This window comes from Butyrivibrio sp. YAB3001 (genome assembly GCF_900112195.1).
Classification (GTDB): domain Bacteria; phylum Bacillota; class Clostridia; order Lachnospirales; family Lachnospiraceae; genus Butyrivibrio.
On sequence record NZ_FOKR01000003.1, the window covers coordinates 81,329 to 106,038 of the forward strand.

A 24,710-nucleotide genomic window follows, 5' to 3' on the forward strand; every position below is an offset into this window, starting at 1 on the left:
ATCTTCTCATCAGATAAGATTTTGCCCATAAGCTCGCTGTTTCCAAAGATCTGCTTCTGAACATCTTCGTTTCCAAGCATCTTTCCTACAAGCTCTGTATCTCCCATGATCATTCCGATTACTTTATCATTACCCAGCATCTTTGCCATAATCTGCTTGTTTCCAAAAATCTGTGCCTGTACCTTCTCATCACTGAGCATTGTGTCAAGAAGATCTGTATTTCCAAGAATTTTAGCCTGAATATCAGGATTTGAGATCATACTGTCGATAAGGTCAGAGTTGCTGAAAATCTTCTTCTGTATATCAGAATTTGAAAGCATGCTGCTGATAAGCTTATCATTTCCAAGAATCTTAGCCTGCACTGTAGGATCTTCCATCATAGCGCTGATAAAATCAGAATCACTAAGAATCTTAGCTTTAACTCCATCATTTGATAAAACAGCATTAAGGATATCTGAGCTGTTAAGAACATAATTCATAACAAGCTTTTGGCCATCTTCAGTGTCAAGGAATGCTGCTATCTGTTCTTCTGTTATACCGGTATTGCCTTCGCCGCCCTCAGTCTGAGCCACAGTATTCTCACTATTCTGAACATTTTCACCTTCGCCTGCGGTTTCTTCTGTATTTTCTTCTGTAGCTTCTTTTTCTTCTCCATCGCCGCTTTCTTCTGAATCTTCGCCTTCGGAATCTTCGGCTTTATCAGATTTATCTGAAGATTCTGACTCTTCGCCATTTTCTTCATCACTGCTACTATTATCATCTTCTGATGTTTCGTTTGCGTTTTCCTCAGATGATTCTTCAGAAGCTTCCTTTGAGCCTTCCACAGCTTCACCTTCGTTATCACCTTCAGAGCCTTGGTTATTATCAGCTTCTTCAAGGTTAGGATTCTCAAGCTCTCCACCTTCGGCATCTGTTATATTTTCTTCACCATTCTCGGATTTTGTAACAGTCTCAGTCTCTTTTTCTCCAAGATACTGCATTGCATAATTTCTGAGAGCAAATGCCTTCTCCTCATCAAGCTTTCCTTCTGAAAGAGTTGTAAGCGCATCTGCAGCTGCTTCATAATCATTGCTCTTTCCAATAAGGAAATTGTAAGCTGCTTCATATCCTGTCTGCATTGTCTTGAGGTTCTGTATCTGAGCCATGATCTCAGTAGCTCCCTCAAGCTTTTCAGATACTTTTGCAAGTCCTGCATAGAGCTGAGCTGAACCGTCCTTTAACTTATCTGCTCCTGCCTGAGCCTTAGCAAGATTATCTGCTATCTGCTTTGAGCCATCCTTTGCGCTTGCTGCTCCCTCAGAAAGCTTTGCAGCGCCATCATTAACTTTTGAAACTCCATCTGTGTATGCTGTAACGCCATCATACAAACTCTTGGAACCATCGTAGAGCTTACTTGCTCCATCGTTCAAAGAATTGGTTCCGTTTGCAAGCTGAGTTGTTCCATCATAGAGCTGCGCTGCGCCATCTGCAAGCTGACTTGTTCCATCATGAAGTTTTACTGTTCCATCCTTTAACTCTTTTGTCCCGTCATAGAGTTTATCTGTTCCGTCATAAAGCTCTTTAGAACCATCACGAAGCTTTGTTGTACCATCCTTTAACTCTTTTGTTCCATCAACGAGTTTGTCTGAACCATCATTGAGTTCTCCCATATCGTCCTTGATGTCACTAATCTTATCTGAATCGCTAAGAGATGTCAGACCGAAATCTGCAAGGAGGTCTGAACTTGCCATTGTTACAGTCATTCCAAGTTCAAAATCTGATGTATCTGCTGTGATCTCAAAAGAATTTGAAAGCTTGTTTTCAAGCTCTCCATCATCTTCAAGCTCATCCCATTTCTCATCTGAAATATCAAGGCTTTCTTTAAGTCCTGGAAGTGCAACACCCATGACAATGTACTTTCCACCATCGGAAATAATCTTACCATTTGAGATCTCAACATTTGAAAACTTGTCAGAATCAAGCATCATTCCTGATACCATCGCAAATGGAGTGTAAACTTCTATATCTTTTCCGTCGACATTAACTACCTGTTTGTCCTTATTCTCATACTCAAAACGGATTGTTACTTTTCCGCTCTTTCCTGCAAGTTCAGCAGGTGTGATTTCTTTTCCATCAAGTGTATAAGTAATCTTCATATCTACAGGAAGTGCCTTGTCAGTTGTTCCCTGATAATAAATATCAGAACCTTCAGCCTCCCATGTCAAAGTGCCATCACCATTATCCTTAAAGGTTTCTGTACCTTTTACATTTACGATATTCTTAAGCTGTGTAGCATCTGAAAGTTCAGAAGAAGCTGTTGCATTCTTGAGCCATTCACTAACAACTACATCATTAACTGCACCATTTGCATCTGCTGTTACGTATACAGTCTCAACCTTACCTGACTCTCCCTCACTTGTATGTGACGCAGCTGTCGCAAGAAGTGTGCTTTCAAGTTTTTCCTCTGCCTGAGACTCGATTGCTGTTTCCTGCACTGTGCTTGATACATTATTTGAGCCGCATGCAACTGTCATAACAGCCATCATGCATGCCATAATTACTGATATTGATCTTAAAAGATTCTTCTTAACCATAACTCTCCTCTTTTCTCGACAGTATTGTCATTTTATTTTGCAAATATTTCGTTCACGTACGACCATATCGCGGACCTATTTGCAACTGAATCATTTTTATAATTTCATCTAAGAAGTCATGCCACTTTATGTCTATGAATAAGGTCCCCACCGTGATGATGCGGCTTATCATCATTTACATGCATTCCAAACGTGGTTTTCATGATAAGTCCGTCGAATATCATATACATGGCAGGCAGAACCAGGATAACTGTAAACATACTGATGATCGCGCCTCTTGCCATCAGATTACATAGAGAACCAATCATATCAATACTTGATATCATTCCTACTCCGAATGTTGCTGCGAAGAAACTAAGCGCACTAACTATAACTGACTTCATGCTTGTTGTAAGAGCGATCAATGTAGCCTCTTTCTTATCATGTCCTGCATTTCTCTCATTCAGATATCTTGTTGTCATCAGGATTGCATAATCAACTGTAGCTCCGAGCTGTATTGTTCCGATAACAACTGATGAAATGAACGGAATTGTTGTCTTTGTATAGAATGGAAGACCCATATTTACAAAGATTGCAAATTCAATTACTGCAACCAGGATAAATGGCAGTGATGCGGACTTTAGAACAAATGCAATGATAAGGAAAACAAGTCCGATAGATACTGTATTTACTACCTGGAAATCATGATTTGTAATGCTTATCAGATCCTTTGTACAAGGTGCTTCACCTACTACCATAGCTTTTGGATCATAGCTCTTTACTATGCTGTCGATTGATGAAATCTGAGCATTTATCTCATCGGAAGCTATCTTATAATCAGTTGTCAAAAGAACCATCTTCCATTCATCACTCTCAAGCTTTGACATAACATCCTCAGGAATGAATTCCTTGGGAAATGCAGGTCCGAACACTGAATCTGTGCCGAGTACTGAAATAATTCCATCAGTGTTCTTAAGTTTTTTTATCATCTGAGTCATTGATGCTGAATCCAGGTTCTTATCTACAAGAAGCATGTATGCTGAATTCATATCGAATTTCTCATCAACCTTGTCTGCGCCCTGAACACTTTCAAGACTCTTAGGAAGTGTCTGAGTAAGATCGTAATATACGCTTGTGTGGTTATTTCCATAAATAGCCGGCATCAAAAGAGCCAGGAAAACAATAAAGAATACCGGATAAAACTTTGCAACCAGCTTTGGGGTCTTAACAAACTCTTTCATTAAAGGTTTATGCTTTGTTTTTTCAATGAGCTTGTCAAAAACAAGGATCATGCTTGGAAGAATTGTTACACAACCAATAACTCCGAACACAACGCCCTTAGCCATTACCACACCAAGGTCAAGACCAAGTGTAAAGCTCATAAAGCAAAGTGCAACGAAACCGGCTACGGTAGTAATTGAACTTCCGATGACTGATGTAAAGGTTGCAGAGATTGCATTTGCCATTGCATCTTTTTTGTCATCATTATGCTCAAGCTCTTCCTGGTAGCTGTGCCATAAGAAGATTGAGTAATCAAGTGTAACTCCCAGCTGAAGTACTGCACTAAGTGACTGGGTTATAAAGGAAATCTCTCCCTTAAATACGTTTGTTCCCATATTGTAGATGATTGCCATTCCTATACTAAGCAGGAAGAACAAAGGTATAAGGTATGAATCCATTGTCAGTGAAAGAACTATCACTGCAAGAAGTACAGCAATTCCTACATATATAGGTGTTTCTCTCTCTGCCATGTTCTTGGTATCAGTAACGATTGCGCTCATGCCGCTCATGAAGCACTGTTTATTGGAAATCTTTCTGATATCTTCAATTGCCTGCATTGTGCCGTCTGAAGATGTTCCTTCATCAAATATGACAAACATCATTGTGGCATCGTCTGCGTTAAATGCCTTGTACACATCATCGGGAATCATCTCCATTGGAATGGAAAGATCCATAAGTGAGTCATACCAGAGAACGTCTGAAACATGGTCAACCTTCTCAATGTTAGCCTTTAAAGTTGCCACATCTTTCTCCTCCATGCCTTCTACAACATAAAGAACAAAAGATCCTGTTCCAAACTGATCAAGAAGAATGTCCTGACCTTTCATTGTTTCAATATCCTTGGGCAGATATGTCAGGATATCGTAATTAACTCTGGTGTTAAAATATCCAATTGCTGCAGGAATAAGAAGTGCTATAGCTGCAATCAGGATGACATATCTAAGCTTTACAATTAAATGTGAAAGCTTGTTCATAACTTCCTCCTCTTCCTTCAAACGCATTTCATATTTTAATTTAGCGCTTGAAAACGTTTAATCCAACAGTTCTAACTGATAACTTTTTTCAGAGTGTCATTCTATTTCTGAAAATAATTATTGACCGTTGGTCATTTTCTATAGTATGGTATAACATATAAATGACCAACGGTCAATAATTTTAATTTATATTTTTTCTCAGTTCCTTTTTTGTTAGTAATGAATAGGGTTTTACTATTCAATAAAAAAGGGCGACATGGTAATATAGGTAATTAGAAAGAGGTAAGAATTAAAAAAGAAAATGGGAAAAGTAGATCATAATAAGAAATTAAAGATGGAAAATCTTCTCAACACTTCCTTTGAGTTGTTCACTTCTCAGGGAATCAACAAGACTTCCATATCAGATATCGTTAATAAGGCAGGAGTTGCCAAGGGAACTTTCTATTTATATTTTAAAGACAAATATGATATAAAGAACCGTCTAATCTCGCACAAGTCCAGTCAGCTTTTCATGCAGGCTTACAATGAACTTCAGGAGGCCAATATTTCCGGTTTTGAAGAAAGACTGATTTTTATAATGGATCATGTTCTTGACGAACTTGAAGCCAATAAAGGCCTGTTGGCTTTTATCCACAAAGATTTAAGCTGGGCTGTATTTAAAAAAGCCCTCACCACTCCTATGAGTAGTGAGGACGTAGATTTTGGTGAAATATATCGTAAAATGATCGAAGAATCCGAATTCGAATTTAGTGACCCTGAGGTCATGCTTTTTATGATAATCGAGCTTGTTGGCGCAACAGGCTACAGTTCAATCATGTATGGCGATCCCATTTCCCTGGAAGAGTTAAAGCCTCATCTTGAAAAGAGTGTTCGCAGTATTATCAGTCAGCATGTAACAGGCCCCAAGAAAAAGGCTTAAATCAGCTAAGATTTTCAACTTTAAGAACTTCAAAGCCTTCGGCCTTTCCTTTAAGTTTGATTGTTCCGCCAAGGGAGGTTACTTTTATTCTGTCCTTAAGCGCGTCAGCAACTACGCGGCTTATATAAACTGTGCCTCCCGGAGCGTTGGCTTCAAGTCTTGCTGCAGTGTTTACGGTATCACCTATCGCTGTATAATCCATATGTCTTTCAGCGCCCATATTTCCTACAACTGCAGGTCCATAGTTTACTCCAACGCCAACTCTTAGTTCTTCTCCGATTTCTTCTTTTAACTCGTCAGAAACTCTTTTTGCCCCTTCAATAATGTCCATTGCCGTCCTGACTGCATTATAAATTGCATCATCCTGCGGAAGCGGAGCTCCCCAGAACGCCATCATAGCATCACCTACAAATTTATCCAGAGTTCCATGATTTTTTTCAACACAGCCACTTGCCATAGTCAGATACTTATTAAGGATAAAGACAACCTTCTCAGGTGTCAGTCTCTCTGACATAGTCGTAAAGCCTCTGACATCAACGAAAAGAACCGCAATATCGCAGGTTTTCCCGCCAAGTCCGATATTTTCCATGCCCTCTTTCATGATTTCCTTAACTATTTCCGGAGCAACATATCTCTCGAAGGTCTTTGTGACTTTTCTTTTCTCAAGGGCCGCTCTTACATAATGTACAATAAGTGATGCCACATACATCAGGATAACTCCAAGGGGCATCCAGATAATATGCACTATAAAGCCCTTAAAATAAAGAATGTACGACACACCAAATGATATTATCAATAAGAAAGCAAGAAAACCTGTAGCAAGTTTCACCGGAACCATAAGGAAAACTGTTATGGACACAAGCACCGCGATAAACATAAGACAAGCCTGCAAAATATCCGGCATTTCCTTCTTATAATCTCCGCGAATAAGCGCCTCAATAACATTTGCCTGATATTCAACGCCATACATTTTCTGGGCTCTGGCTATCGGTGTAAAGTATTCATCCTGAAGTCCTGCTGCATACGGTCCTATTAGCACTATCTTGTCAGCGTAATAGTCGGATGGCACCTCGCCGTTTATAAGCTTATATAGATTCATGCCGTCATCATAAGTTCCGGGCTCCGAGGAATAAGAAAGATAAAAATGTCCTCTTTCATCAACTTCAGGATCTGTTAATACCATCCCATTTTTCTCACAGTACAATCTTGCTGCTTCGTGAGCCATGGAATAAATTCTTCTACTATTACCTGAGCTATCCTCGTAATCAAAATATAAAAGCGAGTGACGAAGTATACCATCCATGTCATACATGGCGTTGATATGTCCCTGAGTAGTTACAAGAGCCAGTTCTTTATACGGTTCTTCATAGTTAAAGACCATGTGCCCATGCATCTGGAACTTGCCATTTTCATCCTCGATAAATCCCGAGCCAAATACTCCTGCAGATGCTACTATGACATTTCCAAGATTACTTGCCGCTTTTGCCAGATGCTCATCTGCTTCACTTTCCGTATCTCCTATATAAAGCGCATCAATTGCAACAACAGCAGGTTTATTATCGGGAGCAGATGAAAGAACTTCCAGGGCTTTTGCCATTACATGCCTGTCCCAGGTATTGTATGCACCCAGTTTTTCAATAGTTTCATCATCTATCCCGATAATCACCACTTCAGAGGACACTGCCTGCGGCTTTTGGAAAAAAGCATCCTGCAGCCATTTGTCAGCTCTGTTAACCACCTTGAAATATACAGCAATGGTATACAAAACAGTCAGTATAAAGAAAAGAATGGCAAAATTACGGTATTTTGGTCGTTTAAAATAACTTCTTATCTTCATATTTTATGGTTCCTGATTTGCGTTAGGGTCATCCGGGTTATCCTGCCAATCGTCTGGATTATCCTGCCAGTCGTCTGGGTTATCCTGCCAGTCATCAGGATTGTCCTGCCAATCATCAGGGTTATCATTCCATGGCTCATCCTTATGAGGATTTTCATCAACAGGTTCTACAGCATCCTGATTCTGCTGCGGCTGCTCATCGCTTACGTTTTCTGCTTCACTAGCCATCTGAGCCTGCCTTGCAGCTGCTTCTGCCTCGGCTGCCTCTCTGGCTGCCGCTTCTGCCTGTTGCTGTTCACTAGCCCTTAATGCTTCCTGGAATGCTTCCCACTCCTCAAGTTCTCTCTTCTTTCTCTCTTCTTCGGTCTCCTGAGATGCAGCTTCACTTGCAGCATTTACGCTATCCCCTGTAACTTCCTGGGTAGCAGGTGCTGTCTGGGCTGTATTACCAGTCGGAATATTCACATCATTTTGTGTTCCTTCATTAGATCCGCTATTTGCTTTTCCTGTTCCCTTTTCATCCGTCTTCTTAGAACTATCACCAGCAGTATTATCTTTCTTCTCAGAAGTTTCTGCCTCTTCAGCCTCAGCTTCTGCATCTGTCTCCTCTACTGCGCTTTCATCTTCAGGCTTTACGTCCTCTGCTTCCGGTTCAGCTTCCTCGTTTTGCTCGTCAGCAGTTTCTTCAGCCCCGGCAACCTCTTCATTCTCAGCTGCTTCGTTTTCATCCGTTATGAATTCTCCAGGATCCGTAGCTGTCATAGTTTCAGGAATTTCTTCGATTCCCATGATCTTTTCTGCTGACCATCCTGTGTTTGCACAAACCTTTTCCATAAGAGTTTCATTTTCAATCAGTCTGTCCTTGATTGCCTGCTGAAGATCATCTTCTGTCACGTTTTCAAGTTCAAACATTATACTATCGACAGTTCTGTCGTTATAGAGATAAACTCTAAGTCTCTGACCTGCCTCAACATATATCTCTTTGACCTCACCTGTAACCGGATTTGTCCCTATAACAAATACCTTACCATCGGTAATATAAAGAGTTTCATAACCATCTTCATCACAACTTACGTAACCGGATGTTCCTCTTATTCCAACTACCATTGTGGAAGTTTTGATATCAAATGTCTCGTCAGCCTCAAGCTTTTTGGTTACCTCAAAGAAAAGACTTCCATCTGTAAGCTTTATATTTAGCTTCTTTCCCTTTTGGTCAAACTGTGCACGGCTGCTGTCATTTATCGTGACAATCTTGGTATCATCAAGAGCAATTGCTGCAAGGCTCTCAGTATCAGTATTTAATACGTTTCCATTGGCAAGTCTTAAGTTGGTCTTGATCGTTTTTTCTTTTTCCTTCTCAAAGAGCTTAACAACTCCCTGAGTTTTCAAGAGTCTCATAGTAGTAGCTGAAAGTCTGTTGCTAAAGAAAAAGAGAAAAACTGCTGCCACTCCTGCTAGCACAGCCGCTGCAATTATCGCTATCTTCTTAGCTCCTAATTTTCCGTTTTTCATAGGCGCTCCTTTCCGGATAGTGGTATTTACTGATCCTTAACTTCCTTTTTTGTCCCAGGCTTTGCTCTCTTTAAATAGTTCCAATATATTCTTATCAATTTTTCCTTCTTCGGCCATGTTATCCAAAATGCCAAGTGCCTTTTCCGGTGGCATTGGTGGCTTATATGGCCTGTCTTCCGCTGTCAGAGCATCATATACATCAATGATCGTAAGGAATCTGACCTGTAACGGGATATCATCTGCTTTAACGTGCTGGGGATATCCTGAACCATCCAGAAGTTCATGATGCGCAGCAGCCCATTTCGGAACGTTGGCATATATCCCTTCAAAATTCATCTTATCAAGCATCCTGCCTGTGTATACAACATGGCTCTGCATGATATTTCTCTCCTCATCAGTGAGGGTTCCTTTTCTGACAGTTATTGCAATAAGCTCATCTTCCGACAAAAGAGTCTGTTCGCATCCATTTTCATCAAGACATTTTAGCTGTGAAGCCTGCTTCAGTTTTTCTATCAGATCATCCGGTAAAAAACCTTTCGTATCACATTCTTCTATGAGCTTATAAGCATCTCTTAGATTCTTTATTGCTTCATCGGCCTTTTCTTTTTCTTCAGGATTTTTTAACCCTCTTATCTCTTCCATGAGACAGGCAACTGTCACTCTGTTCTTGACTACTTCCTTTTTCTCCCCAAGCCTTGTGGCTTTGTCCATAACTTCAAGCGGAATGACCAGTTTGCCTATATCATGGAGCCATACACTCATCAAAAACGAATCTGCTTCTTCTTCAGTAAGAGTTCTGTTGTCGTGATGCTGGCCTATATATTCAAGAAACTTTCTGGCATATCCCACCATACTCTTTGTATGATTGGCATTGTAGGAGCTTCTGGTATCAATTGCTTCTACCATTACTTCCACGAAAGAATGTAATGTATCAAGTACCTGCGCTGCCAGTCTTCTGTTGGTAAGACTTACTGCTGCAAGTGAAGCAAGAGCGTATATTATATCTTCTACTTCTGCCGGAAATGGCACCACTTCCTTTTTCTCATTCTGTGCATTTATCAGCTGAAGCGCTCCAAGAACTTCCCCTTTATCATCCTCAAGCGGTATTACCAGCATGGATTTTGTCCGGTAATTGTTCATTGCATCATATTTTTTTGCTCCGGAAAAATCATACTCAACAGATTCATAGACATCCGGTATATTTATCTTCTTTTTATCTAGCACTGCGCATGCACTGACATACTCTCTTGTAAGTTTAAGGGGCGGCATCGTCTTTCGCATATTTGACGAGGCGTCAGGAAATCCACTTGCTCCCGTATATGTATTATGAAAAAAGAGCTGTTCTCCCTCTCTTACATAAACCGTTCCCGCATCGCAGGTACTTATTGTGATAGCCTCCTTTAAGATCATATCAAGCAGTCTGTCTATGTTTTTTTCTGCTGATAAAGCAATTGCAATCTGTATAAGATGGTCGGCCGAAAACGCTTTCATTTAATGATAGTCCCCCTCTTTTACTGCATCTTATTTAAAAAAATTATAATTGCGATTCAATCATATTTTTTATCATATAAGACGCCAGAAACGTTGTTTAATAGTAGTTTCATGATTGTTTTAGATTGTTTATGCGGTGTTAATAATTGCTGTTCACGCTCAAAATCCATATAAAATGAACAGCGAAACAAATTTTCATGGGGATGTCCTATAAGAATATTATCGGCTTGATTCAGCATGCAGATTATTCCTTCATTTATTTTTTATAAATCCGTAATTTTACGGTGATTTTTGCCGATATAGCAAATGGAAGTATTGAAATCAAATTTCACAACCAAAGAAAAAAAGGTCAAAAATGGAAAAAATATCAAACAGAACATATCACGAATACACTTCTTCTGTCCTTGAAATACTTGCTTCAAATACTCCAAAAGAAAGCGAAGAAGAAGGACGAATGATGGCCAGAATAATGGCAAAACTTCAGTCTGGAAAGAAACTTACGCCAAAAGAAATGGACTATCTAAGAGCACATAACCCAAGGCTCTATGCACAGGCCTTGCGTATTGAGATCATAAGAAGGGATGTTGAAGAACAATGTAAACATGCAACCTCAAAGAAACAGATAAATGATATCCAATTTACTGCCCTTTCATCTGTAAGTAAAAATGATCCCTACAGGCAATATATTCAAGCCGCAATACAGTATGCAATTAAAGAATTTAAGGATAGTGATGCTTACAAATTACTTCCGGATGAGAATGATGAAGAAAAAGAAAAACAGCTTCACTCTGCCATTCAAGATAAAGAATGTCAGGAGAAGCTGCATGAAATCGGAAATGAATATTCTTTTATCATAAAAGCAAATAAGGGCTGCCTGCAGATTGAGAAAATTGCGGTTGGAATTTCCGATTACTGATATTGATAAAAATCACAGACACGACGAGACTTTTGGAACTGTGCAATCTAACGTTCTGATTAAGTCAAATAATTTGTACCTCAATTTCATAAACTACATCTGAAAAGCTTGACGATACCCGTATGCGTTATCCCTCAGCCCAATTTCTCATCATACTGCGCGCGGCATCCACCGATGTATTTAGGGCGGACTCTGGCAGCTGTAATATGAGCCTTACCAAGTTCATGATTATCAAGTCTCACCGGAACAGCAACTTTTTTAAGATGCATGCCGATAAGTGTATCTCCGATATCAAGTCCCGCATCAGCTCTGATTTCTTCAACGGCAACAGGATCTGCAAAAGTCTGATAAGCAGTTGTTGCAAAAGAGCCGCCTGCCTTGGGCTGCGGTATAACATTTACTATTTCCTGAAACGGCACTGCATCTCTCTCTATGATTATCGCTCTGTTCAAATGTTCACAGCACTGGGCTGCAATATAGATTCCACGGTCTGTAGCCACCTTATATATTCCTGAAAAGACTGCCTTTGCAGCATCCAGATTAGATCCTGTGCCTATTCTGTCTCCGCAAACCTCTGATGTGGAACAACCCACAACAAGTATCTGTCCTTTCTTAAGTCCTGCTTTTTCGCATAACTCCTCAGTAATGGCTACAGCCTGATCATATAATTCTTCAAACATCTGTATATTCTCCCTTCACAATAAGGAATTTTACTCGCTTTTCAAATAAAAATCCACTGAATGCTCGTATTTTTATTCATTGACAATGACAAAATCCATCCTATAATAGTCGGTGGTGTAAATATAGTTTTTTGTTTTGAAAGGTAAAAAAATGAAATATATCAAGCAGTTCCTTATCATTTTAGCCATATCTTTTCTTGGCGAAATACTGAAAATATGCCTTCCGTTTCCTATACCGGCAAGTATCTACGGAATGGTGCTTCTTTTTATCGGCTTATTATCCGGAGTAGTAAAACTAAAGGATGTAAAAGAAACCGGAGTTTTCCTTATTGAGATCATGCCTGTCATGTTCATCCCTGCCGGCGTAGGTCTGATGACCAGCTGGTCAAATCTTCGAGCAATTCTTCTTCCCGTGAGCATTATTACAGTTGTCACAATAATTACTGTAATGCTTGCAACAGGCTGGGTATCACAGATAATTATCAGAAAGGCAGGTAAAAAGAAAGATGAATGAACTTTTTCAAAACTCGCTGTTTGCCGGAGTAACACTTAGCCTTACTGCATATATGGTAGGCGTTTTATTAAAGAAAAAATTCAAAATAGGTTTATTTAATCCACTTCTTATTTCAATTGTCGTTTCCTGTGTGGTCCTTATAGCAGGAAAAATTGACTATGAAGTTTATAATGAAGGCGCCAAGTATTTAAGCTACCTGCTTACACCTGCGACAGTATGCCTTGCAATTCCCCTTTATGAGCAATTAGAACTTCTGAAAAAGAACTATAAAGCCGTCCTTTTGGGATTACTTGCAGGAACAGTCACAAGTCTCACAACAGTATTAGTGCTTGCCAGGATTTTTAATCTGTCCCACGAAGAATATGTTACTTTACTACCCAAATCAATCACAACAGCGATCGGTATGGGTGTTTCAGAAGAACTTGGCGGCTATGTCACCATAACCGTTGCAGTTATAATCATAACCGGTGTCCTCGGAAACATGTTCGGTGAACTCATCTGCAAACTTGCAAAGATTGAAGAACCTATATCAAAAGGTCTTGCTTTCGGTGCAAGTTCACATGCTATCGGAACAGCCAAGGCAATTGAAATCGGTGAAGTTGAAGGTGCCATGAGTGGCCTTGCAATCGCTGTTTCAGGAATATTTACAGTTATTCTTGCTTCGCTATTTGCGAACTGCATCTAAATACAGATTTTTAACCTCATTTATTTTATTATCTCAAATACTACCTCATGGGCATATTTATCTTTTCCAAGCTGCTCTTGTTTTATCGAATGCTTTTTGTCATCATATTCGATATGAATCAGACTGTACTCACCACTTTCGTAGTCATAGCCATCGCCAGCATCATCATAAAGGTCAAAAGAACCATCTGCACCCGAAAAAGCAAGAACTTTATAAGGGGCATCTTTTCTCTCATCAGTATATTGCATGACTTCAACTGTCGGAAGGATTGCTCCTGCTTTTATAAAAACAGGAATATGTTCAAGATCAACTGAAATCTTAATATTTCTTCCGCCTTCGTATGATTTTTTCGTATACAGATCGTACCAGAGCCCCTTTGGAAGATATATATCTTTTTCCGTCACTCCCTTGGCTGTTATAGGGCACACTAAAACCTCATTTCCATACATGTATTCATCGAATGCTTCCAAAGCCCCTTTATCTTCAGGAAAAGAAAAAGCAAGCGGTTTTACAGGCATGATTCCTTCAAAAGTCACCTTGGCTGCCATAGAATAGAAAAACGGAAGAAGCGTATACCTTAACTCAATTGCCTTTTTGATAGCATCAAAATACACAGTGCCGGGTTCTCCGAAATTCCATATTTCCCTTGGTGTATCTGTTCCGTGAGACCTCATCAGAGTAGTAAATCCCGCAAATTGAAGCCATCTTACATATAGTTCTTTGTAAGCATCATCTTCACAACCTCTGTCATATTCACCATTCCAAAACCACTGACTTCCTCTTTTTACAAAAAAGGCTCCGATATCACTATTCCAGTAAGCTTCACCGCAAATCGTATAATTTTGCAGAATATAGACCTGTTTTTCCAAAGTCTCCCATGAGGCGCTGATATCCCCAGACCAGGTTACGGTAGCATACCTGTGCTGACCTGCATAGCCTGAACGCGTAAGGTTCAAAACTCTTTTACCTGAAGCCTGTCTTTGATGCTCATAAATCCCCATGGAATGATATAACGAATAAACGTTGACATCCGCATCATCAACATATTTTTTATACTCATTGACTGCTTTCTTCGTCCTAAGTTCTTTGTCCGGTCTGACCTCGCCTTCCCAGTTTGCATCATAAGGCTCCGAGGAATCACACCACCAGGCATCAATTCCATATTTAAAAAGGCCTTCATACGCCTGCTGCCAGTATACGTCTCTTGCATCAGCGTTAAAAACATCGTAGACCGAACCATCTCCTAGCATAAGTCCTTTTTCAAGAAATTCCTTCTGATCAGGACCATTTCCATCCATATTTGGCCATATAGAAATCATGACATGAGCTCCGAGAGCATGTATCTTGTCTATTACTTTATCGATATCCGCATACCTGCTCTTATCAAAGCTCTTTTGGCCCCAAAGGCCACCTTCCCAGTACTGCCAGTCCTGAACGATAAGATCAAGTGGCACCTGCAAATCCCGGTATTTCTGAACAACGTCAAGAAGCTCCTTAGCGTTTTCATATCTTTCCTTGGACTGAGCATATCCAAGCGCCCACTTAGGCATCATTGGCGTAATTCCGGTAAGGCTCCTATAAGCCTTATGTATCTCATCAAGCTCTCCCGCAAAAAGATACATATCCAAATGATCCGCGCAGTCCACGTATATTTTCACAACTGAAGTCTCAGTATTGTCAAATCGCATATACGAATTATTATCAACTAGGCATGCAAAGCCTGCGGTGGAAACAAAGAACGGAATCGAGATTTTTAAGTTTTCCTGATAAAGAGGCAGATCAATCCCGTTAAGGCATCTGTATCCCTCTTCATGACTTCCAAGGCCAAAGAGTAAACCATCAGAGATTTTCAAAGTTATGACTGCATGCTTTGAATTTCTGATAAATTTCTTTTTCCCTTCGCTGAGCGACACCTTAATTCCGTCAACAGTCTTACGGGTAATTGTTTCCTTTGAAGTGCTTCTGGTAATCTCATAATCCTCAAATTCCGGCTCATACACTGTCAAAAGAACTTTCCCATCATTCTCAATGCTGTATCCGCTTCCAATCTCATCCTTACTTACTGTCTTGCTAATCCCATCTTCGCAGACAACAATGCTGCTTTTCTTGTTATCACCAAAACTGAAACGAGTCAGCCTGGCTTTGTTTGTACCTTCCCCATCATATTCCCATCTTTCCCCTAATTCGTTTTGTTTTGCCAAAATTTTATTCATCTTATCCGTATCCATACACTAATCCCATCTCCCAATAATTCCGTAATTAAATATCAAACAACTATCTTCATAGTATAACATTATAAGACGGTTCTAAGAGATAAGTTTTTATGGCAGATATGGATTTTAATATGACAGCTATAGTCTTTGAGTAGTCAGTCAACAACGTGAACCCGAGATTTTGGTTTGCATAAGTTTAATGCAAGAAATAAGGCTAAAATAGCTTGCTCTGGGCTGTATAAATCAGAGAAAATCGTGTATAGTAGATTTTGTACGGTATCGACAGTTTTTTCTTACTACGTCCACTGTACAGATTACTGATGAAAGAGGCTTGCGATGTTATCTAATTTATCAAATTATTCATTCCCGATTGTTACTGCTATTTCTATATTTCCGCTCGTTTTTTGCTTGATTTCAATTCCTTTTCTTGTGTGGAATTATCGCAAATATAATGGATTGTCTGTAATGAGGGCCACAGTTATTTTTTCTTTTGTGTTTTACATGATGTGCGCTTTCTTTTTGACACTTCTTCCATTACCTACGATACAGGAGGTTTTGGATAGAAAACCGGCTACCTTTAATAATCACTTGTTTAACAACATAATATCAACTATGTCAGCAGCAGGATTTGTTTCATCAGATTCGAGTACATGGTTTATTGGCGCTAATTGGAAGAAACTCCTTACTTCAGCAATGCTGTTTCAGATCATTGCAAATATTATTATGCAGGTGCCACTTGGATTTTATCTGAGGTATTACTTTAGAGTTTCATGGAAAAGAGCTTTATGGATAGGTTTCCTGATAAGCATGTTCTATGAGATGACGCAGCTTTCCGGTGTTTGGGGAATATATCCATATGCGTTCCGATGTCCGGATGTTGATGATCTTATGAACAACACTTTGGGATGTATGATAGGATTTGCAGCAGCTCCGATTTTGATGCGTTTTCTGCCATCTGTTGAAGAAATGGATATGATTGCTGCCAAGAGAGGCGAAAGGATGGAGATTATCCGCGCCTTTACTGCATTTGCCGTTGACTGGTTTGTATGCAATCTGATCAACTTTTTTGTGAATTATGTGGCTTATCATTATTTTGCCGGATTTATCCATTCAGAATTTTTACAGGTGGAATTGTTAAAAATCATACTTCTTGCAGGTTACTTCATAGTACTTCCAAAGCTCTGGGAGAAGCAGACCATTGGAAATGCCCTGGTTAAGGTGAAAATAGTTAGCGATAACAAGAATCAGAGTGAGGTAACGGCCAAAAATCTTTTATATAGAAATATTATTTTGTATTTTGCAGAGCCAATGGTGGCAATCATATCAATTATTCTTATTGTAAGTACTGCAAGTTGTTACACTGGAGTTGATTCCACCAATTTCCAAAGGACAGTTTTGACATCAGCCTGTATAATATTTTTCCCGATAGTGTTTATTGTTCTTATGAACAGCATCGCCAGAAAGGGCGGCCTGCCACATAATACATGGACGAATACACATTTGGAACTTGATAATTGATTGAGGCTTCTGCTCGCGGTAACCCTAATAATCGATTTTCAATATTTATATATCGTTTTTCGATATTTTTATATTGACAATCAATTTGTAGAAGGATTATTATTAACCCATGGAATTCCATTTACCCGTTGGAGGAGAATATGAACACTAAGCAAAAAGACAATAACTTCAAAGCAATATCAAGCATCTTTGTCACCAAGGCATTTATCGTCATAATGGCTATAATCGCTGTTATCATGTGCATTTGGGGGACACCTATCGTAAGAATAGTCATGACCAAGACTACACCTCTTGTCGATGACCGTTACAGGTTCTGGATATTGCTCATTGGCGGCTATATCTGCGCAGGACTTCTATTTCTTTTCCTATACCTGTTGTATAAGCTAATTGTCAGAATTGAAAAAGGCGAAGTATTCACCACCGAAAACGTAAAGGCTCTTAAGAGGCTTAGCGACCTTGTTCTCAGCGCCGGAGTCATTACCTTTTTCATAGGCATAACCTGCACCTATATGATATTCATCATCACCGCAGCTACTGCTTTTGTAACTCCCATTATAAGAGTTATTGGCCATGCATTTGCAAAAGCAGTTGAAATGAAGGATGAACTTGATTTTACAGTGTAAGGGAGAGAGACATGATAAGAGTTAATTTAGATGTTGTAATGGCAATGCGCAAAATTGGCGCAGGAGACCTTGCTGAAAGAGTCGATATAACCCCTGCCAACCTTTCAATACTTAAAAACAACAAGGCAAAGGCCATCAGGTTTTCCACATTAAATGCAATATGTAAAGAACTAAACTGCCAGCCGGGAGACATACTAGAATATGTTCCGGATGAAGAAGTATAACAAAAAACTTGCTTTAGACTTACAATAGCCACAATTACCAAAACAAGTAATGTAATCAGCAAGATAATACAAGGAAATGTAGTTATATTGGAGGATAGTATGGAAACAACACAGAACAGGCCCATATACAAGGCCGCCGCAATAATCAGTTACATCATAGGTTTCATTTACCTAAAATATATGTGCTTTGGAGACAGCTTCTGCCGTAGTGATTTTTTCAGAATGCACTTCGGACTTAGAATACTCATATTCGCTGTAATATTTGTAATATGCACCGAACTGTTTGCACACAAGTTGGGAATAACCTACAAAGCACTTTCAGAAAAAAACAATTCCAAGGTCGAACCATTTATCTATATGATATGCATCGCCCTGCAGTCCATAAGTCTTGCAGTTTGGCATTATCACGATGACTGGGAATTTATACAGCTTCTATTTTGGCATTTCACCATAATTTATTATGTTCTTGCAAGAACCGGGTCTCTTGCCGCAGGAAGAAGCGGAATACTTTTCCTTCTCGACTGTTTTCAGGGATTTTTCACTATCCCACTCTCAAATATCGGGCTCAGATTTACATCAATTTTCAAGAAAAATGAAACTGATAAGTCACCTGATGAAACCATTAGTAAAAAGAGCTTTCTCACTCTTCAGCATGTTATAACTATAACCATAAGTCTTTTTATCGCCCTGATTGTCTGCCTGATTGCCTATTCTCAGCTTGCAGATGCTTCAAAAACTTTTGGAAAACTTGGCGATAAAATGTACAGCGATGTCATTGAATTTATAAATAAGGGGTTTTTTTCATCTCTCTATGACAACATCGCCTGTTTCCTCTTCTCGATTCCGATCAGCTGGTATCTCTTTAGCCTGGTTGCCGGTGGTTTCAAGAAAGGAAAGCCCTACTGTACAGATACTCAGTTTGAAGCTGAAACAAGCACTCTTCACAGATTGCCTAACTATTCAGCATTTATAATCATAGGCAGCGTATGCATTCTCTATACAGTTTTTTTGGCAACCTCTGTTTATGATTTCATATATCACAAAGGATTATTTGCTGCGACTGCCCATGAAGCATCAGTACGTGCCGTTGGAAGCTTTTACAATCTTATAAATGTAGTTCTTTTAAACTTCGCTATTCTCGCCGGCTCCTGCATTTTCTCAAAGAAAGCCTTATGGGAAGAAAAAATTAGCAGAATCCTTGTTACAATCCTGTTTGCATTTGCCTTCTGTTTTGCAGTTTTAGCAGCCTGCAACCTGTGCGGCGTATACATTGCGCTTTTTGGTATTACTCCAAGAAGGATACTTTCATCCTGGGTTGTCATGAACATCATCATCTGGTGCATACTCATGATCATTCGTTTTTACAAAAAAATACCTGCCGCCCAGTATGGAATCATCTTAGCGGCAGTATCTTTTTCAATCATAGTATGTTTTAAGTTTTAAGCCTTGTTGCCCCGTCTGTCGATTATTGTACCTGAATTATTCACGGCTTGGTAATTAAGCCGTGAATAATTCAGGTTTAGCATAAAATAGTCTGCTCTACCTCTTTACTTATCAGTTGAAAGACCTTTCTGAAAATGGATTAAAATAATGCAAACAGCCACCCAGGCTGCCAATGCCAAAATATTAATCAATTCCAAATCCACTCTATACCACACTCGAACCAGTATCTTGTTCATATGATAAACAGGATTAACATATACAAAGTACTGCAACACCTTTGGCATCTTATCCACAGGCATGATCATTCCTGATGCAAACAATACATATTGGAATCCAAGTATAGTAAATGGCATTACCTGCCTGCTATTCTTAAAAAATCCATGAAGTGTAAGGCTGAGGAGCATCATGATGACCACTGATATCAAAAATGCCAGGAAGAACATGACCATGTTATCGGATAAAGGAATCTTGAAAACGAAAACTGCAATTGCAATCATTTCAAAAAAGCCAAGAACAGATATAAGGATTCCTCTGAGTGAATATGTCAAAACCAGATTGAACAGACTTATTGGAGACAAAATGAGTCTTTTGAATATTCCGCTCTGTTTATCGGTCACATACTGAGTTCCTATATTAAAAAAGACTGTCAAAAAAGAAATAAGAATCATATACATCGGAATATACTGAGCAAATCCGTCTATATTACCATAGGACTTAGCCATAGATCCTGCATATACCACAAAGAATAGTCCCGGTAAAAATAAAATTGGCAATGCAAAAAACGGCTCTCTAAAGAAAATCACCAAATCATACCAAAACTGTTTCCAAATACTTTTTACTGATAATCTCACTGCTTTTCTCCTCCTTCAACAAGCTTAAAATACGCATCTGAAAAGAAATCAACATTAAGCTTTTCTTTTATCTTTTCAGGAGAATCGTTTTCTACAACTTTTCCTTTGTTAAGCACGATCACTCTATCGCAATACTTATCAACTTCTTCCATAGAATGTGTGGAAACCAGAATAGTTTTATCTTTCTGGGCGCCTCCTTTTATTTTGTCCCATACCAGTTGGGTTGCCTTAGGATCAAGACCGGTTGTAGGCTCATCCAGGAAAATAAGATCCGGGTCCTGAAGAAATGCAATTGCCAGAAGAAATCTCTGTTTCCAGCCACCTGATAGTTTTTCATATTTTGAGTTCAGATAAGGCTGTAGTTCAAAATAATCTACCAGTTTTTCTATTCTTTCTTTTCCTACTGCATAGAAAGATGCAAACAAATCAAGCGCTTCCTTCAATTTTATGTAATTGTACATTCCGCCTTCCTGGAGCATGACACCGATTTTTCCACGGATATCATCCACATTCTTCTGATCATCTACATCTTCTCCAAGGATATTCACTTTTCCGGAATCAACTTTTCTGATTGTCATTAAAATCTCTAATAATGTTGTCTTGCCCGTTCCATTTGGTCCTACAATTGCAACTGTCTCTCCGGAAGGTATTTGAAAGTCAATATTGTTTAATACTGTCTTTTCACCATATTTTTTTGTTACATTCTGCACATTGATAATACTCATATGCCTCGCCACCTCAAATCTTTCAATTTACTTTGCGTAATTTTTCTAATGCCTTAGGCATCTTGGGCTGATAAAACCAAAATGCACAACTTGTATTTGCCTGCGTTATTGCTACCTTCTTAGCCATATTGATTACTGCTTTTCTCCCAAAATCTCTCATTTTTCATACTTGTTTTTTGATTTTTAATTTTTTTATTTTTGAACAGTCGATCAAGTTCTTTTACAGATTAACAAATAAAAAAGGATTATGGCTTTTATTGCCATAATCCAAAGTTTTTTTGCTATCATCTAAGATAAAGCATTGTTTTTACCCTAAATATATTGTTTTCATCTGATGTTTCCATAATACCATTGTACTTCTCCACAACTCTTCTTACGTTCTGAAGTCCGAAGCCATGATTGCCACTATCAGCCTTTTGTGTCAAAAGATTACCATTATTCCATCGAAGTTTTCCTTGAAAAGGATTTTCCATAGTTATGAACATCTGGTTCTTTACCATTTTAATGGAACAATCGATATTCCTTTTATCTTTGTCAATCTTGCTGCATGCTTCTATAGCATTATCAAACAGATTTCCGAGAATAACAGTTATATCATAATCATCTATACCCATTGTTTCAGGTATGCTGGTTTCTATATTCACAGAAACATCCTTGAGTGAATTAATCTTATAATTCAGGATACTATCCACTGTAGGCTGTCCTGTATATACTTTGGGAACAGCCTGCTTAGTCTCTTGCTGAAGCCTATCTAAATACTCATTCAGACTGGAATAATCCTTCTGCGCCAGATAAGAACGCATTACCAGAATATGATTCTTAATATCATGATAGATACCTCGAACTCTCTTTTGTGAATCCATGAGAATATCCATTTCTCTAAGATAACTTTCTTTTTGTTCCGTAAGTATAATATTTCTAACTCTTTCTTTTTCTGAATTTATCAGAACATCATAGATATAGAGAATAATAAAATCCACTACTGTCATCAAAAGCGTAGCCTGTACAAGAAATTCTGCCTGCATCTGATTTGAAAGCATTATCATGAAATATACCAGTACCAGTTGTATCAGAACAACACCTCCCCAGCATCTCCAGGGAACATAATCACTACTTTTCATAGCGCCAAACTTCTTAAAAACCTGCACATTAAGTGCCAAAGCAACACACTGAAAGATTAATGGCATCTGCGATGCAATTCCTTGCTTTTCCCAAATATTATGAGGAGTAAATTTGCAAAACATCATTGCCATACATTCTGAAGCCACCATCATCACATACATCATTACAACCATTATGACATTGTTTCTGATTTTTTTCTCATATAATCTTGAAAGCAGTAATAAGCCAACCAGGTTCAGAACCATCATTACCATTGGTATTCTAATAAATACATATACTGCACATATCATTATGTAATAAATGAAGTACGCCGCAAATTCTTTATAAATCGGAATACTTATCTGCTTATCATTACGAAAAAAACGTGCAATACTAAATGTACATAGAGCATAGGTAATCAAATAAACCATAAGCATGTTAAATTCAATCATCCTACCATCCCCATTTCACTAATTAGTTTCCTTACTTCTTTTCTCTTAGCCTGACTTATTTCCAGCTCCTCATTGTTATCCAGTACCAGCCTGTCATAATAAAACTCCGACACTCTGTTGTAATTTACAAGAATTGATTTATGGCAATAAAAAAAACTTTTATCTTTCAGTTCTTCATACACATCCTTCAATGATGCATAAAACTCATCCGTCTTTGTCTTTGTGACAATAATAGTTTTCTTAAGACTACTCTCAAAATACAAAATATCATCTAATAAGCATCGCACTGTTTGGCCTTTTTTATGATAGACAAACATCTCTCCGCTTCTATTCATTGAGTTTTCAAGTTTATTCATCACTACTTCTAAATCCTGATAACTAACAGGTTTGATCAGAAAGTCAAACGTATTCACTTTAAACAAATCCATTGCATAACCGCACTTAGAAGAAACATAAATAATTTTAAGACTATAATTATTTAATTGCTCACGTACACGAACACCCACCTCTACTCCATCAATATGCGGCATCTCTATATCCATGAACAATACATCCCACTTTTCTTTTTTTAGTTGATTCAGAGCATCCTGACCTGAATATACCTTCCTGATAACAAATTCTTCCTTATTAGTAATTTCGTACTGTTCCAAATATCTTTCAAGGTCATCACAAAAAACAGGATCATCATCACACAATAGTATCTTCACTTTTTTCCTCCACATACTTGTCCATACATCCCCTCTAATTTCCCTAAACAAATACCACGAAAAATTGCAAATAATTATATAAACCAATAAACTATTGAAGTTGTCAGACTTTATCATTTTTCGACTATTATTTATTATGTGCTTTCATGTCGCTTATCACATATTGCTATATAATGCTCACATATTGCTATTTAGATAATTTTGATATGCTTCTTTCCTCTTCAAAAAAATACCTGCCGCCTAGTATGAAATCATCTTGGCGGCAGTATCTTTTTCAATTATTGTATGTTTCAAATTCTAACTATTACTGAAGTACTATTCCACCATTAGGAGAAATTACCTGTCCTGTTACGTAAGGAGCTTTCAGAAGGTATTCCAAAGCCCCTGCAATATCCGAAGTATCTCCGATATAGCCTTGTGGTATTGTGGATGCAAGCGCTTTTAACTCATCCTGATTAACTCCCCTTAGCATATCTGTCATTATCATTCCAGGCGCTATTGCATTTACTCTGATGCCTCTTGCAGCAAATTCTAAAGCAAGGGCTCTGGTAAGACCTATGATACCTGCCTTGGAAGCGCAGTAATCAGCCTGGTTAATAACGCCAATAAGTCCACCTATAGAAGAAGTATTAATAATGCAACACTGATTATCTTTGCTGCTATGATTTACCATATACGGCAAAACCAAATGAGACATATGAAGAAAGCTCATCAGATTGGTGTTTATAACATTCTCGTATTGCTGCCTTGTAATATCAATAAAGTTACAGTTATTTGTAATACCGGCATTATTTACAAGCACATCTATATTGTCCCCAAACTTATCAACAGTAGCTTTTATCAGTGCTTCGCAGTCCTCATATTTACTGACATCAGCCTTTACAACAAGTGTATCAACCTTATAATCTGCAGCAAGTTTTTCTGCAATATTATCAGAAAGAGCCTTTGACGATTCACTTCTGTAATTGACCACAACATTGTAACCCAATTCTCCCAGCTTATAGGACATTGCTTCCCCAATTCCTCTGGAGCCACCGGTAATAATCGCTGTTTTCGCCATCTTCGCTATACCTCCTATTCATTAGTATATTGTTATTTAGTTTGTTATATTATTATCATATCATAAATAAGGGCAGGAGGCATTAAACAACTGCTGTACTCATATCAGTTCTCGCTTCATTTACCTTAGGCTCTTCCCTTAAAGTTGATGTCTCTGTTGCCGCATTATCATTTGTATTCGAGCCACACGCTGTTACTCCCAGCATAATAGACACCAATATGACGATTGTAAATGCTATCCTTATCTTCATATATTTTTCCTTTGAAGGATATGGAGCAGCTCATACGAACCGGAAAATTTGACCTGTATCTCACCAGGCCCATTAGGCCCTATGCTGTATATGGTTCTGCAGCAGTTTCAGATAATAAATAAAGCCATTCAGAAGCATTTCAATCTGCCTCCAAATGGCTTTAATTATTTTCGCTGAACGGC

At 38.6% G+C, this 24,710-nt stretch carries 21 protein-coding genes and 1 pseudogene; 8 read left to right on the top strand and 14 right to left on the bottom strand.

Annotated elements, in window-relative coordinates; translation table 11 throughout:
* A pseudogene (locus BM086_RS20745) lies at nt 1-2,573 on the bottom strand (hypothetical protein); the annotation flags it as partial.
* A 116-nt stretch (nt 2,574-2,689) separates the two neighbouring features.
* Nucleotides 2,690-4,807 carry an efflux RND transporter permease subunit gene (locus BM086_RS03860; protein ID WP_092323736.1) on the bottom strand — a complete coding sequence of 706 codons (2,118 nt, stop codon included), beginning with the start codon at nt 4,805-4,807 and terminating at the stop codon, nt 2,690-2,692.
* A gap of 301 nt (nt 4,808-5,108) precedes the next feature.
* On the opposite strand from BM086_RS03860, the gene BM086_RS03865 reads away from it, so the two are divergent.
* Nucleotides 5,109-5,726, top strand: coding sequence for a TetR/AcrR family transcriptional regulator (locus BM086_RS03865; protein ID WP_092323739.1), 618 nt, complete (start codon nt 5,109-5,111; stop codon nt 5,724-5,726).
* Between the two features lies 1 nt (nt 5,727).
* On the opposite strand, the gene BM086_RS03870 is transcribed toward BM086_RS03865, so the two are convergent.
* The 3 genes from BM086_RS03870 to BM086_RS03880 are packed head-to-tail and all read right to left on the bottom strand — an operon-like array spanning nt 5,728 to nt 10,566.
* Nucleotides 5,728-7,563 (bottom strand): CHASE2 domain-containing protein, encoded by a 1,836-nt coding sequence (locus BM086_RS03870; RefSeq protein WP_092323742.1) that lies wholly within the window; start codon nt 7,561-7,563, stop codon nt 5,728-5,730.
* Nucleotides 7,564-7,566: 3 nt separating this feature from the next.
* Complete coding sequence (locus BM086_RS03875; RefSeq protein WP_092323746.1) at nt 7,567-9,075, bottom strand: FecR family protein; 1,509 nt, start codon at nt 9,073-9,075, stop codon at nt 7,567-7,569.
* 36 nt (nt 9,076-9,111) lie between these two features.
* The gene (locus BM086_RS03880) at nt 9,112-10,566 is read right to left on the bottom strand and encodes an HD domain-containing phosphohydrolase (protein ID WP_092323749.1); all 1,455 of its coding nucleotides are present in this window, start codon (nt 10,564-10,566) and stop codon (nt 9,112-9,114) included.
* Between the two features lie 355 nt (nt 10,567-10,921).
* Between BM086_RS03880 and BM086_RS03890 the strand changes: the two genes are divergently transcribed.
* Nucleotides 10,922-11,482, top strand: a complete 561-nt coding sequence (locus tag BM086_RS03890; RefSeq protein WP_092323755.1) for a hypothetical protein — start codon at nt 10,922-10,924, stop codon at nt 11,480-11,482.
* 134 nt (nt 11,483-11,616) lie between these two features.
* On the opposite strand, the gene BM086_RS03895 is transcribed toward BM086_RS03890, so the two are convergent.
* Nucleotides 11,617-12,162: a TIGR01440 family protein gene (locus BM086_RS03895; RefSeq protein WP_092323758.1), complete on the bottom strand. Its 546-nt coding sequence runs from the start codon at nt 12,160-12,162 to the stop codon at nt 11,617-11,619.
* 151 nt (nt 12,163-12,313) lie between these two features.
* On the opposite strand from BM086_RS03895, the gene BM086_RS03900 reads away from it, so the two are divergent.
* Together BM086_RS03900 and BM086_RS03905 are read left to right on the top strand one after the other, a co-directional pair.
* Nucleotides 12,314-12,676: a CidA/LrgA family protein gene (locus BM086_RS03900; RefSeq protein ID WP_092323761.1), complete on the top strand. Its 363-nt coding sequence runs from the start codon at nt 12,314-12,316 to the stop codon at nt 12,674-12,676.
* Nucleotides 12,669-13,361: an LrgB family protein gene (locus BM086_RS03905; RefSeq protein WP_092323764.1), complete on the top strand. Its 693-nt coding sequence runs from the start codon at nt 12,669-12,671 to the stop codon at nt 13,359-13,361. Before BM086_RS03900 ends, BM086_RS03905 begins: the two co-directional genes overlap by 8 nt.
* 20 nt (nt 13,362-13,381) lie before the next feature.
* Here BM086_RS03905 and BM086_RS03910 read toward each other — a convergent pair whose 3' ends face one another.
* Nucleotides 13,382-15,589 carry a glycoside hydrolase family 31 protein gene (locus BM086_RS03910; protein WP_092323768.1) on the bottom strand — a complete coding sequence of 736 codons (2,208 nt, stop codon included), beginning with the start codon at nt 15,587-15,589 and terminating at the stop codon, nt 13,382-13,384.
* A 321-nt stretch (nt 15,590-15,910) separates the two neighbouring features.
* Between BM086_RS03910 and BM086_RS03915 the strand changes: the two genes are divergently transcribed.
* The 4 genes from BM086_RS03915 to BM086_RS03930 all read left to right on the top strand — a co-directional run bounded on the left by BM086_RS03915 (nt 15,911) and on the right by BM086_RS03930 (nt 19,382).
* Complete coding sequence (locus BM086_RS03915; RefSeq protein ID WP_092323771.1) at nt 15,911-17,092, top strand: VanZ family protein; 1,182 nt, start codon at nt 15,911-15,913, stop codon at nt 17,090-17,092.
* A gap of 140 nt (nt 17,093-17,232) precedes the next feature.
* On the top strand, nt 17,233-17,715 hold the full coding sequence (locus tag BM086_RS03920) for a DUF2975 domain-containing protein (protein WP_092323774.1): 483 nt from the start codon (nt 17,233-17,235) through the stop codon (nt 17,713-17,715).
* An 11-nt stretch (nt 17,716-17,726) separates the two neighbouring features.
* On the top strand, nt 17,727-17,939 hold the full coding sequence (locus BM086_RS03925) for a helix-turn-helix domain-containing protein (RefSeq protein WP_092323777.1): 213 nt from the start codon (nt 17,727-17,729) through the stop codon (nt 17,937-17,939).
* Nucleotides 17,940-18,038: 99 nt separating this feature from the next.
* Nucleotides 18,039-19,382, top strand: coding sequence for a DUF4153 domain-containing protein (locus BM086_RS03930; RefSeq protein ID WP_092323780.1), 1,344 nt, complete (start codon nt 18,039-18,041; stop codon nt 19,380-19,382).
* 104 nt (nt 19,383-19,486) lie between these two features.
* Here the strand turns inward: BM086_RS03930 and BM086_RS03935 are convergent, their stop codons facing one another.
* From BM086_RS03935 to BM086_RS20750, 7 genes are all read right to left on the bottom strand, one after another.
* Nucleotides 19,487-20,233: an ABC transporter permease gene (locus BM086_RS03935; RefSeq protein WP_092323783.1), complete on the bottom strand. Its 747-nt coding sequence runs from the start codon at nt 20,231-20,233 to the stop codon at nt 19,487-19,489.
* The gene (locus tag BM086_RS03940; protein WP_092323785.1) at nt 20,230-20,958 is read right to left on the bottom strand and encodes an ABC transporter ATP-binding protein; all 729 of its coding nucleotides are present in this window, start codon (nt 20,956-20,958) and stop codon (nt 20,230-20,232) included. The genes BM086_RS03935 and BM086_RS03940 overlap by 4 nt, the downstream gene beginning before the upstream one ends.
* 22 nt (nt 20,959-20,980) lie before the next feature.
* Nucleotides 20,981-21,118, bottom strand: coding sequence for a cyclic lactone autoinducer peptide (locus tag BM086_RS22040; RefSeq protein WP_092323788.1), 138 nt, complete (start codon nt 21,116-21,118; stop codon nt 20,981-20,983).
* A 124-nt stretch (nt 21,119-21,242) separates the two neighbouring features.
* The gene (locus BM086_RS03950) at nt 21,243-22,511 is read right to left on the bottom strand and encodes a sensor histidine kinase (RefSeq protein WP_092323791.1); all 1,269 of its coding nucleotides are present in this window, start codon (nt 22,509-22,511) and stop codon (nt 21,243-21,245) included.
* Complete coding sequence (locus BM086_RS03955; RefSeq protein ID WP_175560088.1) at nt 22,508-23,218, bottom strand: LytR/AlgR family response regulator transcription factor; 711 nt, start codon at nt 23,216-23,218, stop codon at nt 22,508-22,510. The genes BM086_RS03950 and BM086_RS03955 overlap by 4 nt, the downstream gene beginning before the upstream one ends.
* Nucleotides 23,219-23,522: 304 nt before the next feature.
* A complete protein-coding gene (locus BM086_RS03960) occupies nt 23,523-24,278 on the bottom strand; it encodes an SDR family NAD(P)-dependent oxidoreductase (protein ID WP_092323797.1) in 756 nt (251 codons plus the stop codon).
* An 82-nt stretch (nt 24,279-24,360) separates the two neighbouring features.
* Nucleotides 24,361-24,528 carry a hypothetical protein gene (locus BM086_RS20750; RefSeq protein WP_175560089.1) on the bottom strand — a complete coding sequence of 56 codons (168 nt, stop codon included), beginning with the start codon at nt 24,526-24,528 and terminating at the stop codon, nt 24,361-24,363.
* Nucleotides 24,529-24,710 lie beyond the last annotated feature (182 nt).

Bases quoted from the DNA above. Each gene is read 5' to 3' on its own strand.
- BM086_RS03860 (WP_092323736.1), bottom strand. From the start codon at position 4,807: ATGAACAAGCTTTCACATTTAATTGTAAAGCTTAGATATGTCATCCTG.
- BM086_RS03865 (WP_092323739.1), top strand. From the start codon at position 5,109: ATGGGAAAAGTAGATCATAATAAGAAATTAAAGATGGAAAATCTTCTC.
- BM086_RS03870 (WP_092323742.1), bottom strand. From the start codon at position 7,563: ATGAAGATAAGAAGTTATTTTAAACGACCAAAATACCGTAATTTTGCC.
- BM086_RS03875 (WP_092323746.1), bottom strand. From the start codon at position 9,075: ATGAAAAACGGAAAATTAGGAGCTAAGAAGATAGCGATAATTGCAGCG.
- BM086_RS03880 (WP_092323749.1), bottom strand. From the start codon at position 10,566: ATGAAAGCGTTTTCGGCCGACCATCTTATACAGATTGCAATTGCTTTA.
- BM086_RS03890 (WP_092323755.1), top strand. From the start codon at position 10,922: ATGGAAAAAATATCAAACAGAACATATCACGAATACACTTCTTCTGTC.
- BM086_RS03895 (WP_092323758.1), bottom strand. From the start codon at position 12,162: ATGTTTGAAGAATTATATGATCAGGCTGTAGCCATTACTGAGGAGTTA.
- BM086_RS03900 (WP_092323761.1), top strand. From the start codon at position 12,314: ATGAAATATATCAAGCAGTTCCTTATCATTTTAGCCATATCTTTTCTT.
- BM086_RS03905 (WP_092323764.1), top strand. From the start codon at position 12,669: ATGAATGAACTTTTTCAAAACTCGCTGTTTGCCGGAGTAACACTTAGC.
- BM086_RS03910 (WP_092323768.1), bottom strand. From the start codon at position 15,589: ATGGATACGGATAAGATGAATAAAATTTTGGCAAAACAAAACGAATTA.
- BM086_RS03915 (WP_092323771.1), top strand. From the start codon at position 15,911: ATGTTATCTAATTTATCAAATTATTCATTCCCGATTGTTACTGCTATT.
- BM086_RS03920 (WP_092323774.1), top strand. From the start codon at position 17,233: ATGAACACTAAGCAAAAAGACAATAACTTCAAAGCAATATCAAGCATC.
- BM086_RS03925 (WP_092323777.1), top strand. From the start codon at position 17,727: ATGATAAGAGTTAATTTAGATGTTGTAATGGCAATGCGCAAAATTGGC.
- BM086_RS03930 (WP_092323780.1), top strand. From the start codon at position 18,039: ATGGAAACAACACAGAACAGGCCCATATACAAGGCCGCCGCAATAATC.
- BM086_RS03940 (WP_092323785.1), bottom strand. From the start codon at position 20,958: ATGAGTATTATCAATGTGCAGAATGTAACAAAAAAATATGGTGAAAAG.
- BM086_RS22040 (WP_092323788.1), bottom strand. From the start codon at position 21,118: ATGAGAGATTTTGGGAGAAAAGCAGTAATCAATATGGCTAAGAAGGTA.
- BM086_RS03950 (WP_092323791.1), bottom strand. From the start codon at position 22,511: ATGATTGAATTTAACATGCTTATGGTTTATTTGATTACCTATGCTCTA.
- BM086_RS03960 (WP_092323797.1), bottom strand. From the start codon at position 24,278: ATGGCGAAAACAGCGATTATTACCGGTGGCTCCAGAGGAATTGGGGAA.
- BM086_RS20750 (WP_175560089.1), bottom strand. From the start codon at position 24,528: ATGAAGATAAGGATAGCATTTACAATCGTCATATTGGTGTCTATTATG.